Annotated in this window: 13 protein-coding genes; 4 read left to right on the top strand and 9 right to left on the bottom strand. The window is 45.8% G+C overall.

The annotated features are described in order from the left end of the window. Positions 1–47: 47 nt before the first annotated feature. The 7 genes from ACLI09_RS17620 to ACLI09_RS17590 all read right to left on the bottom strand — a co-directional run bounded on the left by ACLI09_RS17620 (position 48) and on the right by ACLI09_RS17590 (position 8,041). Positions 48–842 carry an SDR family NAD(P)-dependent oxidoreductase gene (locus tag ACLI09_RS17620; RefSeq protein WP_411420965.1) on the bottom strand — a complete coding sequence of 265 codons (795 nt, stop codon included), beginning with the start codon at positions 840–842 and terminating at the stop codon, positions 48–50. A gap of 46 nt (positions 843–888) precedes the next feature. Beyond that, entirely contained in the window at positions 889–2,058 is a 1,170-nt protein-coding gene (locus tag ACLI09_RS17615) for a zinc-dependent alcohol dehydrogenase (protein WP_411420964.1), read from the bottom strand. Positions 2,059–2,079: 21 nt separating this feature from the next. Then, positions 2,080–3,663 carry an FAD-dependent oxidoreductase gene (locus tag ACLI09_RS17610; protein ID WP_411420963.1) on the bottom strand — a complete coding sequence of 528 codons (1,584 nt, stop codon included), beginning with the start codon at positions 3,661–3,663 and terminating at the stop codon, positions 2,080–2,082. A 9-nt stretch (positions 3,664–3,672) separates the two neighbouring features. Beyond that, the gene (locus tag ACLI09_RS17605; RefSeq protein ID WP_411420962.1) at positions 3,673–4,626 is read right to left on the bottom strand and encodes a gluconolaconase; all 954 of its coding nucleotides are present in this window, start codon (positions 4,624–4,626) and stop codon (positions 3,673–3,675) included. A gap of 4 nt (positions 4,627–4,630) precedes the next feature. Next, a complete protein-coding gene (locus ACLI09_RS17600; RefSeq protein WP_411420961.1) occupies positions 4,631–5,803 on the bottom strand; it encodes a PQQ-dependent sugar dehydrogenase in 1,173 nt (390 codons plus the stop codon). 51 nt (positions 5,804–5,854) lie between these two features. Further along, a complete protein-coding gene (locus ACLI09_RS17595) occupies positions 5,855–6,226 on the bottom strand; it encodes a hypothetical protein (RefSeq protein ID WP_411420960.1) in 372 nt (123 codons plus the stop codon). Positions 6,227–6,313: 87 nt separating this feature from the next. Continuing rightward, positions 6,314–8,041, bottom strand: coding sequence for an FAD/NAD(P)-binding protein (locus ACLI09_RS17590; protein WP_411420959.1), 1,728 nt, complete (start codon positions 8,039–8,041; stop codon positions 6,314–6,316). A gap of 196 nt (positions 8,042–8,237) precedes the next feature. Between ACLI09_RS17590 and ACLI09_RS17585 the strand changes: the two genes are divergently transcribed. Next, complete coding sequence (locus ACLI09_RS17585) at positions 8,238–9,770, top strand: DEAD/DEAH box helicase (RefSeq protein ID WP_411420958.1); 1,533 nt, start codon at positions 8,238–8,240, stop codon at positions 9,768–9,770. 6 nt (positions 9,771–9,776) lie between these two features. Then, positions 9,777–11,153, top strand: a complete 1,377-nt coding sequence (locus tag ACLI09_RS17580; RefSeq protein ID WP_411420957.1) for a DUF2252 domain-containing protein — start codon at positions 9,777–9,779, stop codon at positions 11,151–11,153. Positions 11,154–11,292: 139 nt separating this feature from the next. Here ACLI09_RS17580 and ACLI09_RS17575 read toward each other — a convergent pair whose 3' ends face one another. After that, a complete protein-coding gene (locus tag ACLI09_RS17575) occupies positions 11,293–11,868 on the bottom strand; it encodes a Crp/Fnr family transcriptional regulator (RefSeq protein WP_411420956.1) in 576 nt (191 codons plus the stop codon). 16 nt (positions 11,869–11,884) lie between these two features. Further along, on the bottom strand, positions 11,885–12,235 hold the full coding sequence (locus tag ACLI09_RS17570; RefSeq protein ID WP_411420955.1) for a hypothetical protein: 351 nt from the start codon (positions 12,233–12,235) through the stop codon (positions 11,885–11,887). Positions 12,236–12,648: 413 nt separating this feature from the next. Between ACLI09_RS17570 and ACLI09_RS17565 the strand changes: the two genes are divergently transcribed. Continuing rightward, positions 12,649–15,051 carry a TonB-dependent receptor gene (locus ACLI09_RS17565; RefSeq protein ID WP_411420954.1) on the top strand — a complete coding sequence of 801 codons (2,403 nt, stop codon included), beginning with the start codon at positions 12,649–12,651 and terminating at the stop codon, positions 15,049–15,051. A gap of 156 nt (positions 15,052–15,207) precedes the next feature. Beyond that, on the top strand, positions 15,208–15,423 hold the full coding sequence (locus tag ACLI09_RS17560; RefSeq protein ID WP_411420953.1) for a hypothetical protein: 216 nt from the start codon (positions 15,208–15,210) through the stop codon (positions 15,421–15,423). Positions 15,424–15,431 lie beyond the last annotated feature (8 nt).

Below are 15,431 nucleotides of genomic sequence, written 5' to 3'. Positions count from 1 at the left end.
AATAAAAAACATAGCTTGGGCAGATGTTACCCAGGCCGCTTAAATTATTATTTTGTTATTGGTTCCTGCTGCTTTTTGGTTTGGTCGGCCAGCATGGTGTCCGGTGTAATATTTCCCAGAGCAACCTGTACCTTATTTTTAAATCCGGATACGACCTTATCTTTTCCTGCCATAAGGGCATCGTAACCGTCTTTCGCAACATCAGTCGGATCAGAAAGCGCTTCTTTATCCTGGACCGCTTTACTTTCCTGCATACCCGCTTTATTAAAGAAATCGGTATTGGTAGCGCCAGGCTGTAAGGCAGTAACTGTGATCTCAGTATCTTTTAATTCAGAGCGTAATGCCTCAGAAAATGACAGGACAAATGCTTTTGTTGCATGGTACACCGCCTGCCAGGGCCCGGGTATTTCACTCGCTATTGACGCAAGGTTGAGTATCTTACCACTGTTCCTTGCTGTCATTTCCTGTACAAAATGTTTTGTAATGATAATAAGGGAAGCGATGTTCAGGTCAATAATTCCTAGTTCCTTTTCCAGGTCATTGTCCTTGAACAGGCCATACGCGCCCTGTCCGGCATTGTTTACAAGCACATCAACCTGGATGCCTTTTGCCCGTATTTCTTCACAGAGCGAAAATGCCTCCTTTCTTTTAAAAAGGTCTTTAGCACTGGTTATTACTTCAATGCCGAAACTCCTAAATTCCTGTGCTTTTGTATCTAGCTCTGATTGGTTACGCCCTACAATAACAAGGTTATACTTATCCTTAGCAAACAGTTTTGCAAGTTCATATCCTATCCCGCTGGTAGCACCCGTTATAAGTGCATAGTTCTTATTAATCAACATAATTAATTTTTTTAGTTTTTCAATCTTTAATTTTCAATAGTAAATATTAAGCCCAAGGGTCAAGCACTACCTTAACACAGCCATCTTCTTTTTTATTGAAAATGTCATAGGCATGTGAAATTTCGGTAAGCGGCAGCCTGTGGGTGATGATATCATCCAGTACCACTTTGCCTTCAGTTACATAGCTTAGTAGCTTATCGATATGTTTGTGCGCCGGTGCCTGGCCCCCTTTTAGGATAATTCCTTTATCAAAGAATTGCCCTACCGGGAAATTGTCATACGTGGTAGGGTATACACCTAGTACCGATACCGTACCGCCACGGCGTACGGCGCTCATACAGGCTTCAAGTACTTTAACCGAACCTTTTTCAAGGTTGATGACCGCTTTAGCCCGGTCCAGGAAGTTCCGGTCAGGCTCAAAGCCTACGGCATCCACACAAACGTCGGCACCACGGCCCTGAGTCATATCTCGTATTTGTGCAATAACGCCTTTAGGGCCATCTTCCCATAAAATGGTTTCGCAGCCTGCGGTCGCTTTTGCCTTATCCAGGCGATATTGCACGGTGTCTACAATTACTACCCTTGCTGCGCCGCGCAGCCACGCACTTTTTGCCGCCATAATTCCCACTGGTCCTGAGCCAAAAATGGCAACTGTCTCGCCGCCTTTAACCTCGCCCCAGTCGATACCGGTATAGCCGGTCGGGAAAATGTCGGTCAGGAATAATGCCTGCTCGTCGGTCAGGTTATCCGGCACCACGCGAGGGCCGAAGTTGGCATACGGCACACGCACGTATTGCGCCTGCCCGCCATCATAACCGCCATACAGGTCGGTGTAGCCAAAGAGCGCCCCGCCTTTTTCGGTCAGTAGCCCGCCTTCAGGGCCGTAATGCTCAGGATTGCTGTTCTCGCAATGCCCCGGTAGTTCGTGATTACAGAAAAAACACGAGCCGCAGGCAATAGGAAAGGGAACAACCACCCTGTCGCCACGTTTAAGGTGCGTCACGTTTTTGCCCACTTCTTCAATAATACCCATAAATTCATGGCCCAATACCATAGGGCGGGGCTGCGGTATACCACCTGAGTAAATGTGCAGGTCAGACCCGCATATCGCCGTCGTGGTAACCTTTAAAATAATGTCATCAGGATTCTGGAGTTTCGGGTCGTCGATAGTATCACATTTGATCGTTCCGGGCCCGTGGATTACAGCTGCTTTCATAGTATATTTGTTTTTCGTTGTTTATCTATCTTCTAACGCTACTTTTGGAAGGGACGTTATTGCCGGGCCGTTAATAACGGTGCCCAGAGCGGTAAACCTGGATCCGTGCAGCGGGCAGTCGAATGATTTTTCATCATCGTTCCATTGCAGCACACCGCCCAGGTGCGGGCATACGGCCGAACAGGAGTGCACCACATTATATTCATCTTTATACACAGCAATCTTTTTCAGGCCTTTAGAGAGGATAGCGCCCTGTCCCGGCTGAAGTTCCGAAACATCCTTTAAATCGCCCGATCCTACCCAGTCCTTGACCATTTTGTAGCCCATGTTGCCTACTTCTTTCAGGAAATCAAGGCCTGTACGCAAGGTAATACGTGAAGGGTCATAAAGCGCTATGTATGGGTTAGGGTTACCCATGATGATATCATTGATAATAAGCCCACCTAAGGTTCCGTGTGTCATGCCATTACCGGAATCGCCCGTGATGATATAAATGTTATCGTCGCCCGGGTTCTTGCCTATAAAAGCGAGCCCGTCAACAGGTTCCATAACCTGTCCTGACCATTGGTAGGTTATTTCAGTGAAATAAGGAAAGTGTTTTTTTGTCCAGGCAATAAGATTAGCGTAGCGCTGCGCTTCGGTAACATGCTCTTCATCGGCCTGCCCGGTTTTGTGGTCTTCGCCCCCTGAAATGAGTAAATCAAAAGTATCATCAAACGGTTCAAGCCGCACGTAATGATAGGGTTTAGCCACCCATTTTGATTCCTGGTTACCGGTATCCCACCACATGGCATACGGTAAAGTTCTTTTAGGCACTTTGGCCGCAATAACATAGCTGCGGTACGCGAACTGTTTGGTATGCATAGTGAGTATATCGTTTATAGGAGAGTTGGTCGCCACAACAATATGATTTGCCGCAACTGTAAAACCATTGGCTTTTGCACCGGCTTTATCAATTTCATCCACATGTGTACCGGTATATATTTCACCACCCATACGCGTTATCGCGTCGGCTAAACCTTTAAGGTATTTGAGTATATGGAACTGCCCCTGGTTAGGGAACCGGAGGGCACGCTGCTTGTTATCCTGTGGAAAGCCCGGTATGTGTGCAACCATTTCTGTAGGCAGCCCAAACCGCCCTGTAGCTTCCCGTTCTTTATCAAGGTTTTCTTCTTTATCGGTAGGGTCGGAAAAAAGGTAGCCGTCCACACTTTTAAAATTACAATCGATGCTTTCTGCAAATACAGCCTCTTTGATCCATGATACTGCATCGAGATGGCTTTGGGCTGCAAGCTTTGCCTTCTCTGTGCCGAATATGTTTTCAAGGTCGTAGTAGCGGTCGTCCAGGGCATAGGTAATCTGGGCAGTTGTCCGGCCCGATTCGCCACTGCCCAAGTACCCGTCTTCAAGCAGTACAACCTTTTTACCTGATTTTGCAAGGCAATAGGCTGTAGTAAGCCCGGCAATGCCGCCACCTATAATAACGACATCGGTTGTGATATCACCAATAAGCTTCTTATACACCTGTGGCGCCTCAGTATCATTCCAGTACGAATGGTGGCTGCCACTGGTTAGCCGTTCTTCTATCGGATCTTTAGTTTCCATGCTTATATTTTATTTTACCGGCTTAAATGCAGCCAGTTGTATCGAGAATTTTTTGGATGGGACGTTATTGCCTTCCGCTAATTCGCTAAAGTTGGCATTCATGATCCAGGTATCAGTATCGGCCATAGCCGCTGTAGATGGATAGGCAAAACGGTCTTCGGTAGCGGTGCTTTCAGTAACTTTCGCCGTGGCCCAGTTATCGGTAGTTCTTATTTTGAAGATTTTGTTTACCCCGCCATTTTGTACGAGTGTGAGTGTGTTGTTATCATTCAGCAGCAGCCCATCGGCCCCGGGAAAGAACTGGTCAATTTTTACCTTTACCGCATTAGCGGGATTGGCCATATCAATTTTTACCAGAGCACCAGTGCCGTTATTGGCCACAAGCAGGTAACCGGAGGGATGGAACACAATGCCGTTAGGCCCTACCCCGGCGCATTTTAGCAACTCGCTTTTACTAAAAACCGTTGCCTTGCCGGATGCATCTACTTTATACACCACATAGGCATAACTGTCGGTGATGTAGGCATTGCCTTTGGTATCAAAAGCGATATCATTCGGAAAATGCTCTCCCGGCACAAGCTGTGAAAGGTCGATATCCGCCAGTTTTTTACCCGACTTTACATCTATGGTTAACAGGCGCGCCTCATTCTTTTTTGTGTCCGGTGTGCTGTAAATGCTGTAGTTGGCATCGCCGGCACATACAAACAGCTTTTTGCCATCCGGGTGCAGCTTAACGCCATAGGTAGATTTAAGGCTTTTATCTTCATATAGTACGGAGTATTTACCGTCCTTGGTTACCTTTCCTACCGTACCTAGGCGCGCAGATGAGACATAAAAGACATTATTGGCTTTATCAAATGCCACACCTTCGGGGTATGCGCCCGGTGCTTCAAAATTAATTCGTTTAGTAGGCTCCTGTGAAAAGGAAGCCAGGCTTATAAGGAGTAGAATATATTTTTTCATGGCTTTATTTTTGTCTTAAAGTGTAAATAACCCCGTTTGCATCATCAGAAATGTAAACCGTACCATCAGGCGCAACAGCCACGCCGGCAGGACGGCCAAAACGCTCGTTTCCTTTCAGGAAGCCCCATAAGAAGTCCTCGCTACCGGTGGGTTTTCCATTCTTGTCAAATTGTATAAGTTCTACTTTAAAGCCTGACGGGTTTTCACGGTTCCATGAGCCGTGCCAGCACACCAATGCGTTGCCTTTATTCGGCCCGCTTTCAAAAAAAGTAAAGGCTATAGGAGCGCTATGCGCTGCAAATTCCATTACAGAGGGTTTTGAAGCTCTGGCTAAAATTTCTTTTGTGGTTCCGGCTGGGTCTTCACGGGTCTTATCAACTTCCTGTTTGGCGTACGCGAACGGGAAACCGTAATTGCCGTCCAATACAATATGATTAAGTTCCTCCGGCGGCCATTCATCGCCCCGGAAATCGCCTCCGTTATCTACGCCCCACAACTCTTTACTTTGCGGATGCCAGTCAAAACCTATGGTATTGCGCAGGCCGGATGCAAAGACCTTACGCTTCCAGGTTACAGGGTCAACCTGTAGCATGGTAGCCGTTTCTTTATCGCTCTCTTTACAGTCGTTACACACGCTGCCAACTGAAATGTACAGCTTGCCATCGGGGCCAAAATCCATGGTGCGGTTAGGGTGCTGTCCGCCGCTGGGCAGGTCTTTAATAAGGGTATCGGCAACCTTGCCCAATGTACCATCGGCATTCAGGGCATACCTCAGTACGCGGTTGCTATTGCACAGGTACATGTAATTATCTTTGGACGTAATACCATGCACACCGGGAAAATCGGCTACGCGGGTCATTTCCTCAAACTTGCCGTCTTTATCTTTATCGGTAAGCATGAGCACATCGCCTGCATCGCGGCGGGTTACATACAGCTGCCCCTGTTTGCCGACGTACAGCATACGGGGCTTGCCAAGGCCTGTAGCACCGGGAATGACCTGCCAGCCGGGCGCCGTTTTAAGGCTTGCTGCCAATGCCGGGCTGTATTCCAAGTGCGTAGCATAATTGGTTACCACTGTTTGTTTGGTATCTTCTTTTGGGGGTATCCCCTTTTGGGCAAAAGAGGCCATGCTGCTCAAGGCAGCAATAGCTGTCAGCATACAGTTTTTGTGCTTCATAGGTAATAGGGTTGAAAGAACAAAGGCCGGATTGATCCGGCCTGAATTTGATTAAAAAGTTGATTGCGCATTCGGGTCGGCATAGTCGCTTATCGGATGCTCTTCTGTCGGCGCATTAAACTTGCTACCCACCTCGTGTTTTTTATCGTGCCCTTCTACTTTAACGATCTTGTTGTAGACACCAAGCAGGAGAAAAGGCGCAGCCCACTGCCCTACAAATAATGCTGATTTGTCCTTACCCAAACATTTTAGCGTAGCTGAGGCCGCCATTGAACCCACCGCTGCCCATAGAAAAAGGTCGGATGGAAGTTTTGAGGTCTGTTTTTCGATAGCCTTTGCTACAGGCCCCTCAGAATGGTCGTTTTGAATTACTGACATAATAAATTGGATTTGATGTTCTTGTAGAATCATAAAGTTACTCATCCAATCTCTAAGGGTTTGTTAAGATGTGGTAAGCTTGTGTTAAACTATTCACTAACAAAATTTTACGTGAATTATCTTACTTTATATCTACCTTTGGGTCTTCATTTCCTGCTGTATTGAGCGTATAATGTGCATAGAGGCCTCCTCGCCAAAATCGAGCCCCGAATAATCGGGATTAAAGCCTCCAATATACGGCACGGCCATAATATAAATCCGCTTGCTGGCCTTTCCGTTTATACGTATCACCTCAAAATTATCATTGATGGTAATGCCCGGGACTTCTAAATAGTAGCCCTCCCTATTTTGCTTTACCTTTCTGTTTCCTGATGCCTGTGCTTTACTGCCTTCATCATCCGATTGAAACTTAAGTACTGCCCTGCTAATGGTTCCATTATCCGGCATGCTTTTAAAAGGGAAGTCTTCGAATGATAAATGAGGCTGGCCCACACAGTCTACAAACATTTTATAATAGTCTGAGTGCTCTTTACCGGTATCATCAGTATAGTGGTACGTTATTCCGCCGGTATCGTTAATTTCTACATCGCTGTCCTGCCCTACCGCCACGATATCAAGCCTGCCGGCATCGTGAAGCGCAAGCAGTTCTTTACAGGAAGTTTGTGGCACAAAGGCAATTACTACCGATATTAACGGCATCAGCACCTTTTGTAGCCTCAGCATATCTTCTGCAGGGAAATATTTGGCCGGATAGTTCATGGCAAAACTCAATACCGCAAGTAACTCTTTCCAGTAGATCGACTCATGGTTTTTAATCGATTTTTCAGCCTCTGCATATTCTAATCGCAGCAGGTCAAATGGTGCTGCATTTTCGCGATAGTAAATCATATCCTCCACAAAATCTTCCAGGCTTAAGTCTTTGATACGGGCATAGAACTCGGGGTCTTTATCCCTAAAGAGGTCTTTAAAATCTTTTTCGAATATAAAATCAAGCGACAGGAATCCCCCGTTAGCGCTCTTATGCTGTTCTATGGCTTCAGGAGTTAATAATGATTTGTTTTGCAGGTGGGAGTCTTCCAGGTGAAAGCGCACCGCTGGCAGCAATCCATTGCGGGAATGCATAACCATTTTAAAATTTTCGCTGCCCGGTGCAGGCTCAAAACACAGCAGGCCGTTGGCGGTTTCTTTAAAATACCCGTTGTTACGCGCAAGGGTGCGGATGGCATCTATAGCGGTTAATGACGATCCTCTTATGGCAACGGAATAGTTAAGCTTTAGTTCCAATTTAGCCGGCGGATAGGGGCTGTCAAAATATCCGTTAACCTTGCCTTCATGCTTTCTGGGCCAGTTATGCCCTGTACAAATAATAACATGGTCAAACGCCTCGATCCCTGAGCCTTCAAATGCTACCAGCACTTTATTAAGCTCCGGCTTATCAAAAACATCGGTAATTTGAATTCCAAGATGTAATACCGTAATAATACCGGCTTCTCTGGCCATGTCCCTCAGCAAATCAAACTGCGCCTCGAGGTATTTGCCAAACAACAGCCGGGGAAGTACCTTGTAATCGTTAAAGTTGAGCGGGGTTATATGATAAGGCTCCAATACCTCTTTATCAACCGTGCACACCCATTCGTGTATAGAAGTTACGATTGTAGGTATCTCATTACCCGACACATTGGTTATGTGCTCTTTATTAGCACCCTCAGCGCTATAGGGCATACCGGCACCCAATTGCTGTTTGCGTTCAAATATCTCAATTTCAATATCGGTACGGCCACTTTCTACCAACCGCTTATACATAAGTAACCCGCTGGGACCTCCACCGAGTATTGCAATGCGTCTTTTAGTTTTTTTCATCAATATTCCGGTACTTATACACCGCGTGACACTAAGTTAAAACGTGCATCATATAATTTTCAGTAATAAATCATAAATAAATGGCCGTTGCTTAATTTTAAAACATTTAAGTAAAATATTGTATAAAAATTTTATAGAATATTTATAATACCTGCATTGTGGTTATACATAATTTAGGTAGACCTAACCTATGATAATGGACACCACTACTATTGCCCCACCAGTAAAGCCTGCAAAAAAATTATATACCTACCAGGAATCTGATATTGCTACGCTGTTTCAAAAAATGGAACAAAGCAGAGCACCACAACGCCTGTTGTACCAGCTGCCCACAGGAGGTGGAAAAACGGTAATTTTCTCTGAAATAGCCAAAAGGTATATCCAAAAATTTGGTAAAAAAGTAGTGGTGCTTACCCACCGTATTGAGTTGTGCAGGCAAACATCAGTCACGTTAAAAAACTCCGGTGTTAATAACAAAGCCATTAACAGCGCTGTGAAGAAGATAGGCGAAAAAGACGATTATACCTGCTACGTAGCTATGGTTGAAACTCTGAAGAACAGGATAAAAGACGGCCAGGTAAATACCGACGCCGTAGGCCTTGTTATTATAGATGAAGCCCACCATAACTCATTCCAAAAATTACTGGGTACATTTAAAAACGCTACTATTATAGGGGTTACTGCTACGCCTTTTAGCTCAGATATCAATTTGCCGATGCATAAAAACTACAGCGAACTTATTGTAGGCGAGCCCATAGGGTCGCTTATAGCACAGGGCTTTTTGGCAAAGCCAAAAACATGGCGCTATGACGTAGAGCTTAACTCCTTAAAAACCGGCGTACACGGCGATTTTACCGTTAGCACCTCTGATGCTTTATATTCGGCGCCCGCCATGCTGGAATTGTTGCTCCATGCTTATGAGCAGCATTCAAAAAACAAAAAAACGCTGATATTTAATACCGGTATCTTTACTTCACGCGCCGTTTACCAATTATTTATTGATGCAGGTTATGATTGCAGGCACCTGGATAATAAAACCCCTGCGGCAGAGCGCGCCGAAATCTTAAAATGGTTTAAAAAGACTAAAGGTGCCATACTCACATCAGTTTCTATACTTACCACAGGTTTTGATGAGCCTTCGGTTCAAACTGTAATCCTGAACCGCGCTACCAACTCGCTTACACTTTACCACCAGATGATAGGTCGCGGGTCGCGCAGGCTGCCGCAAAAAAAGACGTTTAATATTATAGACCTGGGCAATAATACCGACCGTTTTGGCGAATGGAATGCCCCAGTTGACTGGAAATATGTGTTTGCAAACCCGGAGCAGTATCATGAGAGCATGAACAGCCATACCGAATATGAAAGCCACGGCATTCCGGCCCAGGTGCGGTCTAAATTTCCCAACACCTTAGAGGTATTGTTTGATGTGCAGGAGGCACACAGGCTGGCGCTAGAGAATGGGCTCAAACCCAAGATCGTTATAAGAGACTCTTTAAGGCAGCATGCCCTGATGTGCGCCGATAATGCCGAAACAATTACCGATGCCCTGCACCTTAGCGATGAACTGGATAAAGAAATTAACTGGAGGATTAAACAATACGCAAAATGCCTGGGTAAGGTTACAAAAAATTATACCGACTGGCTACAGGATGATTATAGGGCCAAACTACGGATACTGATTCAAAAAATTATGCACCGCCGCGAACTGCTGGCTGTTGCCAAATAGAGCGCTATGATAGAAAACAAGGAAAACGACACACAAAATATTGCGGCGGTTTCCTCTAAGGCCGACCGCCATAAATACGGAAAATTTCAAAAGAAGCTAGACCCCATAGCATCATTAGGCGGGGTGGCTGTAGATTGCCGGGCTAACCCTATTGATATCCTTAAGGAAAACAGTAAAGGCAGGATGCCGGGCCTGCTGCCCCTCAGGTACGAACGCATGGCCGAATCGCCCTTTGGGTTTTACCGTGGCAGTGCAGCCGTTATGGCGTCAGACCTTTCTATGCTGCCTTCCACCAACATGAAACTACATATCTGCGGCGACTGCCACCTGCTTAACTTTGGCGGCTTTGCTACGCCCGAACGTACACTGGTGTTTGACATAAACGATTTTGACGAAACATCCACTGCGCCATGGGAGTGGGATGTGAAACGCCTTGCAGCCAGTTTTGCCATCGCTGGAAGGGATAAGGGATTTACCGATATTCAATGCGGGGAAGCAGCCTTTACGGCCGTAAGCAGCTACAGGAAACATATGGCAGAATACGCTGAAATGTCGGCACTACAAATATGGTATTCGCAAATAAGCATGAAAGACCTGGTGCATTCCGGCAAAATTAAGGAGTTCAAGCAATTTGACCCCAAGCAGGTTAAAAAGGCCATTAAACGTGCCCCGCACGAAAAAGAGTTTGCAAAGCTTACCTACAGCAAAAAGGGAGAGCCACATATTAAGGACAATCCGCCGCTTATTTTCCATGTCCCTAAAGACAGGGAAGCTGCCTTCTTTACCGAAGCAGAAAACGCCTATAAGCGGTACCTGCGTTCACTTACGCACGATAAAAGGATATTGCTTAGCCGCTACAAAATTAAGGATGTAGCCATGAAGGTTGTAGGGGTGGGCAGCGTAGGCACTTTTTGCGGCGTGTTATTGCTTATGTCAGCTACGGGCGACCCGCTGTTCCTCCAGTTTAAAGAAGCACACCAAAGCGTGCTTGAGCCCTACGCGGGCAAAAGCAAGTTTAAGTATCATGGCCAACGCGTAGTTGAGGGCCAAAGGCTGATACAATCGGCTACTGATATTTTTTTAGGCTGGACACTGGATGCTGCTGGAAGGCAGTTTTATGTACGCCAGATGCGCGATGCCAAGGTAAAGCCCTTAACTGATACTATGGATCATGAAATCTTTTTAAGGTATGCGCGCTCCTGCGGATGGGCACTATCCCGCGCGCACGCCCGTACAGGGGACGCCGCCGTTTTAAAAGGCTACATGGGGCAGGACGAGCATTTTGAAGATACTATAGCAACGTTCTCTATGCGCTATGCCGACCAAAATGAAAAAGACCATGAGCGCTTGCTGCACGCCCTTAAGCATAAAATATTACCCTAGCAGTTACCCTAAAATGAAAAAGCGCATTTACTATAGCGCAGGATTAAAAAGCAAGCTCAGCAATGGGAGGACGAGAAAACCTATAGAAGAAACCTGCCAAGTAAATAACCAAAAAGCTGCAAAAAAAGAAAGCCTCCTTTCATAAATTTCTGTCTTTGCGCATCATACTAAGGAAAGCGGCTGTGATACCCAGATAACTTGCGATCTGCTTTTGATCGATTCGCAGTTCAAGGCCTGGATAATGCTTCCTGAATTCGATGTACCTTTGCGCTGCGGTCATGGACATACTGGAGGTCAGACGCCTTTGCAGCATATCGAAGCCATTTTGCGTCAATATGCGAAAAAATCGCTCAAGCGATGGAATCGAGCTAAATAATTCTTCGAGCTTTGGCAGCGTAAAGCAATACACTTCCGAATCTTCCAAGGCCTGTATAGTAGTGGTGGCCTTCTTACCCTTAAAAAAGCTGGCAATATCGCACGCCCACCAATTCTCGGGGTAAAAACATAAATTATGTTGCTGTCCCTCCTTATCGGTGTGGAATAACCGCAGGCAGCCCTTGTCTACAAAATATATATGACGCTCGACGTCGCCAGGGGTAAGCAATAAACTGCGCTTGGAAACAGTGCTATGCTGCACGGCAGAAATCACCTGCTCCTGTTCCCAAGGAGAAAGTGCAACATGCAAAGCAAAATTGGAAAGAAGAAGTTGCGACATGCCGCAAAAATAGCTGTTAATAGTCAATCCCGCGGGTCATAATTAATTTAATTTCAGCTGTTCCCGCTAGACGCAGCGGATTAGCAATGGTTTGGTAGAGCTCGCTCCCAGCTATTTTTTTGAATATTTCCGCACTGGGATATTCCACCAGCAAGACCTCGTCCCAATGGTCATTTTCATCAGCAATTATATTGCCGATTACTTCGCCTAAAAACCTGACCTTTACCCCCTCAATGCCCAATCCTGTGGTTACACGATTAAACGCAGGAAGATATTCTTCGATATAAATTTTGCGGTTCTTAAATTTTACCAGGTTAAGCATTACGACAGGCCCCTGGCCGGGCGCCACTTCAGGAAATTTGATCATGTTCGTTTTTTTAAATAAATTCGACAATTCTTATGACACAGTATATGGTGTTTCCATATTCCGGTCCCTCCTACTTTCTTGATTTGATTTGCTTTTTAGCAAATATTACGGGTTGATGATAACAACCGTTATTTAATAAGGACAAAAGTCATGCTTCTTATTTGAAAAAAAGTTCATGCAGTTGAAGACTTTAAAACACTGGCCCGTTGTTAAAGGGCCTAATCGGAGAAAAGATTATTTGGCGAAGGCAGCTTTACACTACTCTTTTGGACTATAATACAGGTCTTTAAAGGTATTGTTACAAAATAATTTACTGAATTCAAGCTGTTTACTTTTGGCTACAATATTGCGACTTTTGGCTACAGCTGTTTTTTGATGTCATTGCATTTTTGCAATAATACAAAATCAGAACTATGAAATTAAAAAACAGTTTAAAGAACCTGGCGATCATTACAGTCCTTTTACTGATGACACAGGTATCGGGATTTGCCCAAGGAACGGGTAGTTTTAAAGGTAAAATCATTGAACAGTCCACAAAACAGCCCGTAATAGGAGCCAGCGTAATGCTGGACAATACACAGTTTTTGGCTGCCACCGATACCCTCGGTGTGTTTACCATAGAAAATGTACCCGCTGGCAGTTATTCGGTTACCTTCTCATCGATGGGGTTCCAGACAAAGAATATAACTGAAATCATCATCAGTTCCAATAAGACCTATTATTCCGAAATTGAGCTGCTCGAAGACGCAACGACATTGGAAGGTGTTACCATAAGCACTTTTAAAGGCGAAAACAATCCCCTTACCCCTGTTTCCTCTTTTTCCTATTCAAGGGAAGAGATATTCAGGAACCCGGGTGCACAAGGTGATATCATGAGGGCGCTGTCTACCCTGCCGGGCGTGGTCAGCAGCGGGTCGCAGTTTTCTGCCATAGCGGCACGGGGCCAGGGCACGCGTGATAATGTCTATATGGTAGATGAGATACCTATTTTTAACCTTTCCCACCTGGAGGCCGAAGGCTTCGCATCGGGATTCAATGACCCTAATGGGGGAAGGTTCAGTATTTTTGCCCCGAGGATCATAGACAATGTAGCCTTTCAAAACGGTGGTTTTGGCGCCAACTATGGACGCCGGTCGTCCTCTTACCTGGGGCTTGGCGTTAAAGAAGGCAACAGGGCCTCCTGGTCCTTCAGCGCACAGGCCGATTTATTGGGAGGCACCGTGATTGCGGATGGCCCCATATCCAAAAAAACAAGCCTGTTTGTAGCCGGCCGCTACCAGAATTTTGCAATGCTTATCAGCATGCTGGACGAGCAGCGGGCTGCCGTGTCATTTGGGGATTACCTTATAAAAAGCACTACAGAACTTAACGATAAGAACAAGTTGTCGGTTATTGCCATGTTTAACCCGGAGGCAACCAGCAGGAAAATAGATGACATAGAAGCGGGCCTTGACATGAATGAGGATAATAGCGGTAGGACTATGCTATGGGACCACCAGAGCAGCCAGGCTGTTGTGGGCCTTAATTTGCGTACGCTGCTCAATAACACCAGTTACCTGACCAATGTATTGTATTACAGGGCCTCAACTGTTGACAATAATTTTGGGCGTTTCAATCCTTCCCTTGATAGTAATGGAATTATAATCAACCCAAGGGCCGACGGATATGAAAACCGGTTGAGGCATATTACGAATGACCAGCAGGAAGTGGGCTACCGCTCCATTTACACAAAAAACTTTGACAAACTTAAAATCATCGCCGGTGTCGACGCGATGATGGTCAGTCTTGACTATGAAAGGCTGCTGAGCCGCACCGATACCATTTATACGTTCCGTGCACGGGATATCAGTGCAAATCCTACGCAATATTACCAGATACTGGATCCGTCACAGTTCAACGCCGCCTTTGACGACAATGCATTCAACGGGTCAGGCTATGTAACCCTGTCGTGGAAGGTTGCCAATGGTTTTACACTAAACTCCGGGGTACGATACGACTATACCGGATTTACCGAGCAGCATACCCTTTCCCCAAGGCTGAGCGGCAGTATTGCCTTAAACAGCAGGCACAGTATTAATTTCGCCAGCGGCATCTATTACCAGGATCCCGGCTACTCTGATATTGCAGGCCAAACCGCTGGTAATACACTTAAAAACGAACGCACCATACAGTCTATAGTTGGCTATAAGATGCAAATATCAAACGATTTGAAATTCGTGGCGGAAGGCTGGCACAAACAGTTTGACGATGTGACGGTACAGCCTAACCGCGCGCAAAGCTATCTCACAAACGATGGAAGCGGCTATGCATACGGTGCCGACATCAGCCTTACCAAAAGGCTTTCCGATAATTATTACGGCCAGGTAAGCTATTCTTACATGGAGAGCAAAAGGGATGACCATGACGGCTTGGGGGAATACGATTATATTTTTAATGTGCCGCACACCTTTAGCCTGATGGGAAGCTACAAGCCCAATGACAAATGGATCTTTTCCGGGAAGTTCCGCTACAGTACCGGGCGTCCTACAGACAGCTACATAATACACCCCGATGTGTTTAATGACCCGGATATGGTTCGCTATTCGCAGGAGGTAACAAGGGTGAACGGTGAGCGCCTGCCGGATTTTATCAGCATGGATGTAAGGGCCGATTATAACATGCACAGAGAATGGGGAACTTTCTCCGCTTTTGTCGACCTGGTCAATATCTCAAACCGCTTTAATGTAAACTCAGAGCAATTCGTACCCGAAACCGGCAGGATAATGAACATTGGCCTTGGTGTATTCCCCACCTTTGGTGTGAGGTTTGAACTGTAAGGGTCAAAGTGTAAAACCAACTACAGTAAAAATGAAATATATCCGGGCCTTTGCAGGGTATTAAAAGCCGTAAGCAAACGTGCCCCCGCTTGCCCAGGCCAGCAAGACAGGTGCTGCTGCAATGCATGCCGATTAATAATTTGAAAAATTGAAGGTATGGTAGTAATGATAGCCGGGACACCGGTAGATATTGTAAAGTTGCCCTTCAACGGGAGGTCTGTCCGGTATATGTCCGGCGATACAGCTCCTGCCGATAAGGTCATTAAATTTTTGGAAGGGCTTACAGCAAGGCCCGTAACGAGATGGATAGCAGCCCCTCACCAGGAGTTTAGGAAGAAGCTTCTTATTACAGGGGTGAGTTTTAACGATTGAGTACTATT

It is taken from the genome of Flavobacterium sp. RHBU_24 (assembly GCF_046613695.1).
Lineage (GTDB): Bacteria > Bacteroidota > Bacteroidia > Flavobacteriales > Flavobacteriaceae > Flavobacterium.
The sequence above is the reverse complement of the archived record's forward strand: the minus strand, read 5'-3'. Positions and strand labels throughout refer to the sequence as shown.

Coding starts and splice junctions, on each gene's coding strand:
- ACLI09_RS17560 (WP_411420953.1), top strand. CDS start 15,208: ATGGTAGTAATGATAGCCGGGACACCGGTAGATATTGTAAAGTTGCCC.
- ACLI09_RS17600 (WP_411420961.1), bottom strand. CDS start 5,803: ATGAAGCACAAAAACTGTATGCTGACAGCTATTGCTGCCTTGAGCAGC.
- ACLI09_RS17615 (WP_411420964.1), bottom strand. CDS start 2,058: ATGAAAGCAGCTGTAATCCACGGGCCCGGAACGATCAAATGTGATACT.
- ACLI09_RS17570 (WP_411420955.1), bottom strand. CDS start 12,235: ATGATCAAATTTCCTGAAGTGGCGCCCGGCCAGGGGCCTGTCGTAATG.
- ACLI09_RS17620 (WP_411420965.1), bottom strand. CDS start 842: ATGTTGATTAATAAGAACTATGCACTTATAACGGGTGCTACCAGCGGG.
- ACLI09_RS17580 (WP_411420957.1), top strand. CDS start 9,777: ATGATAGAAAACAAGGAAAACGACACACAAAATATTGCGGCGGTTTCC.
- ACLI09_RS17590 (WP_411420959.1), bottom strand. CDS start 8,041: ATGAAAAAAACTAAAAGACGCATTGCAATACTCGGTGGAGGTCCCAGC.
- ACLI09_RS17585 (WP_411420958.1), top strand. CDS start 8,238: ATGGACACCACTACTATTGCCCCACCAGTAAAGCCTGCAAAAAAATTA.
- ACLI09_RS17605 (WP_411420962.1), bottom strand. CDS start 4,626: ATGAAAAAATATATTCTACTCCTTATAAGCCTGGCTTCCTTTTCACAG.
- ACLI09_RS17565 (WP_411420954.1), top strand. CDS start 12,649: ATGAAATTAAAAAACAGTTTAAAGAACCTGGCGATCATTACAGTCCTT.
- ACLI09_RS17575 (WP_411420956.1), bottom strand. CDS start 11,868: ATGTCGCAACTTCTTCTTTCCAATTTTGCTTTGCATGTTGCACTTTCT.
- ACLI09_RS17610 (WP_411420963.1), bottom strand. CDS start 3,663: ATGGAAACTAAAGATCCGATAGAAGAACGGCTAACCAGTGGCAGCCAC.
- ACLI09_RS17595 (WP_411420960.1), bottom strand. CDS start 6,226: ATGAGTAACTTTATGATTCTACAAGAACATCAAATCCAATTTATTATG.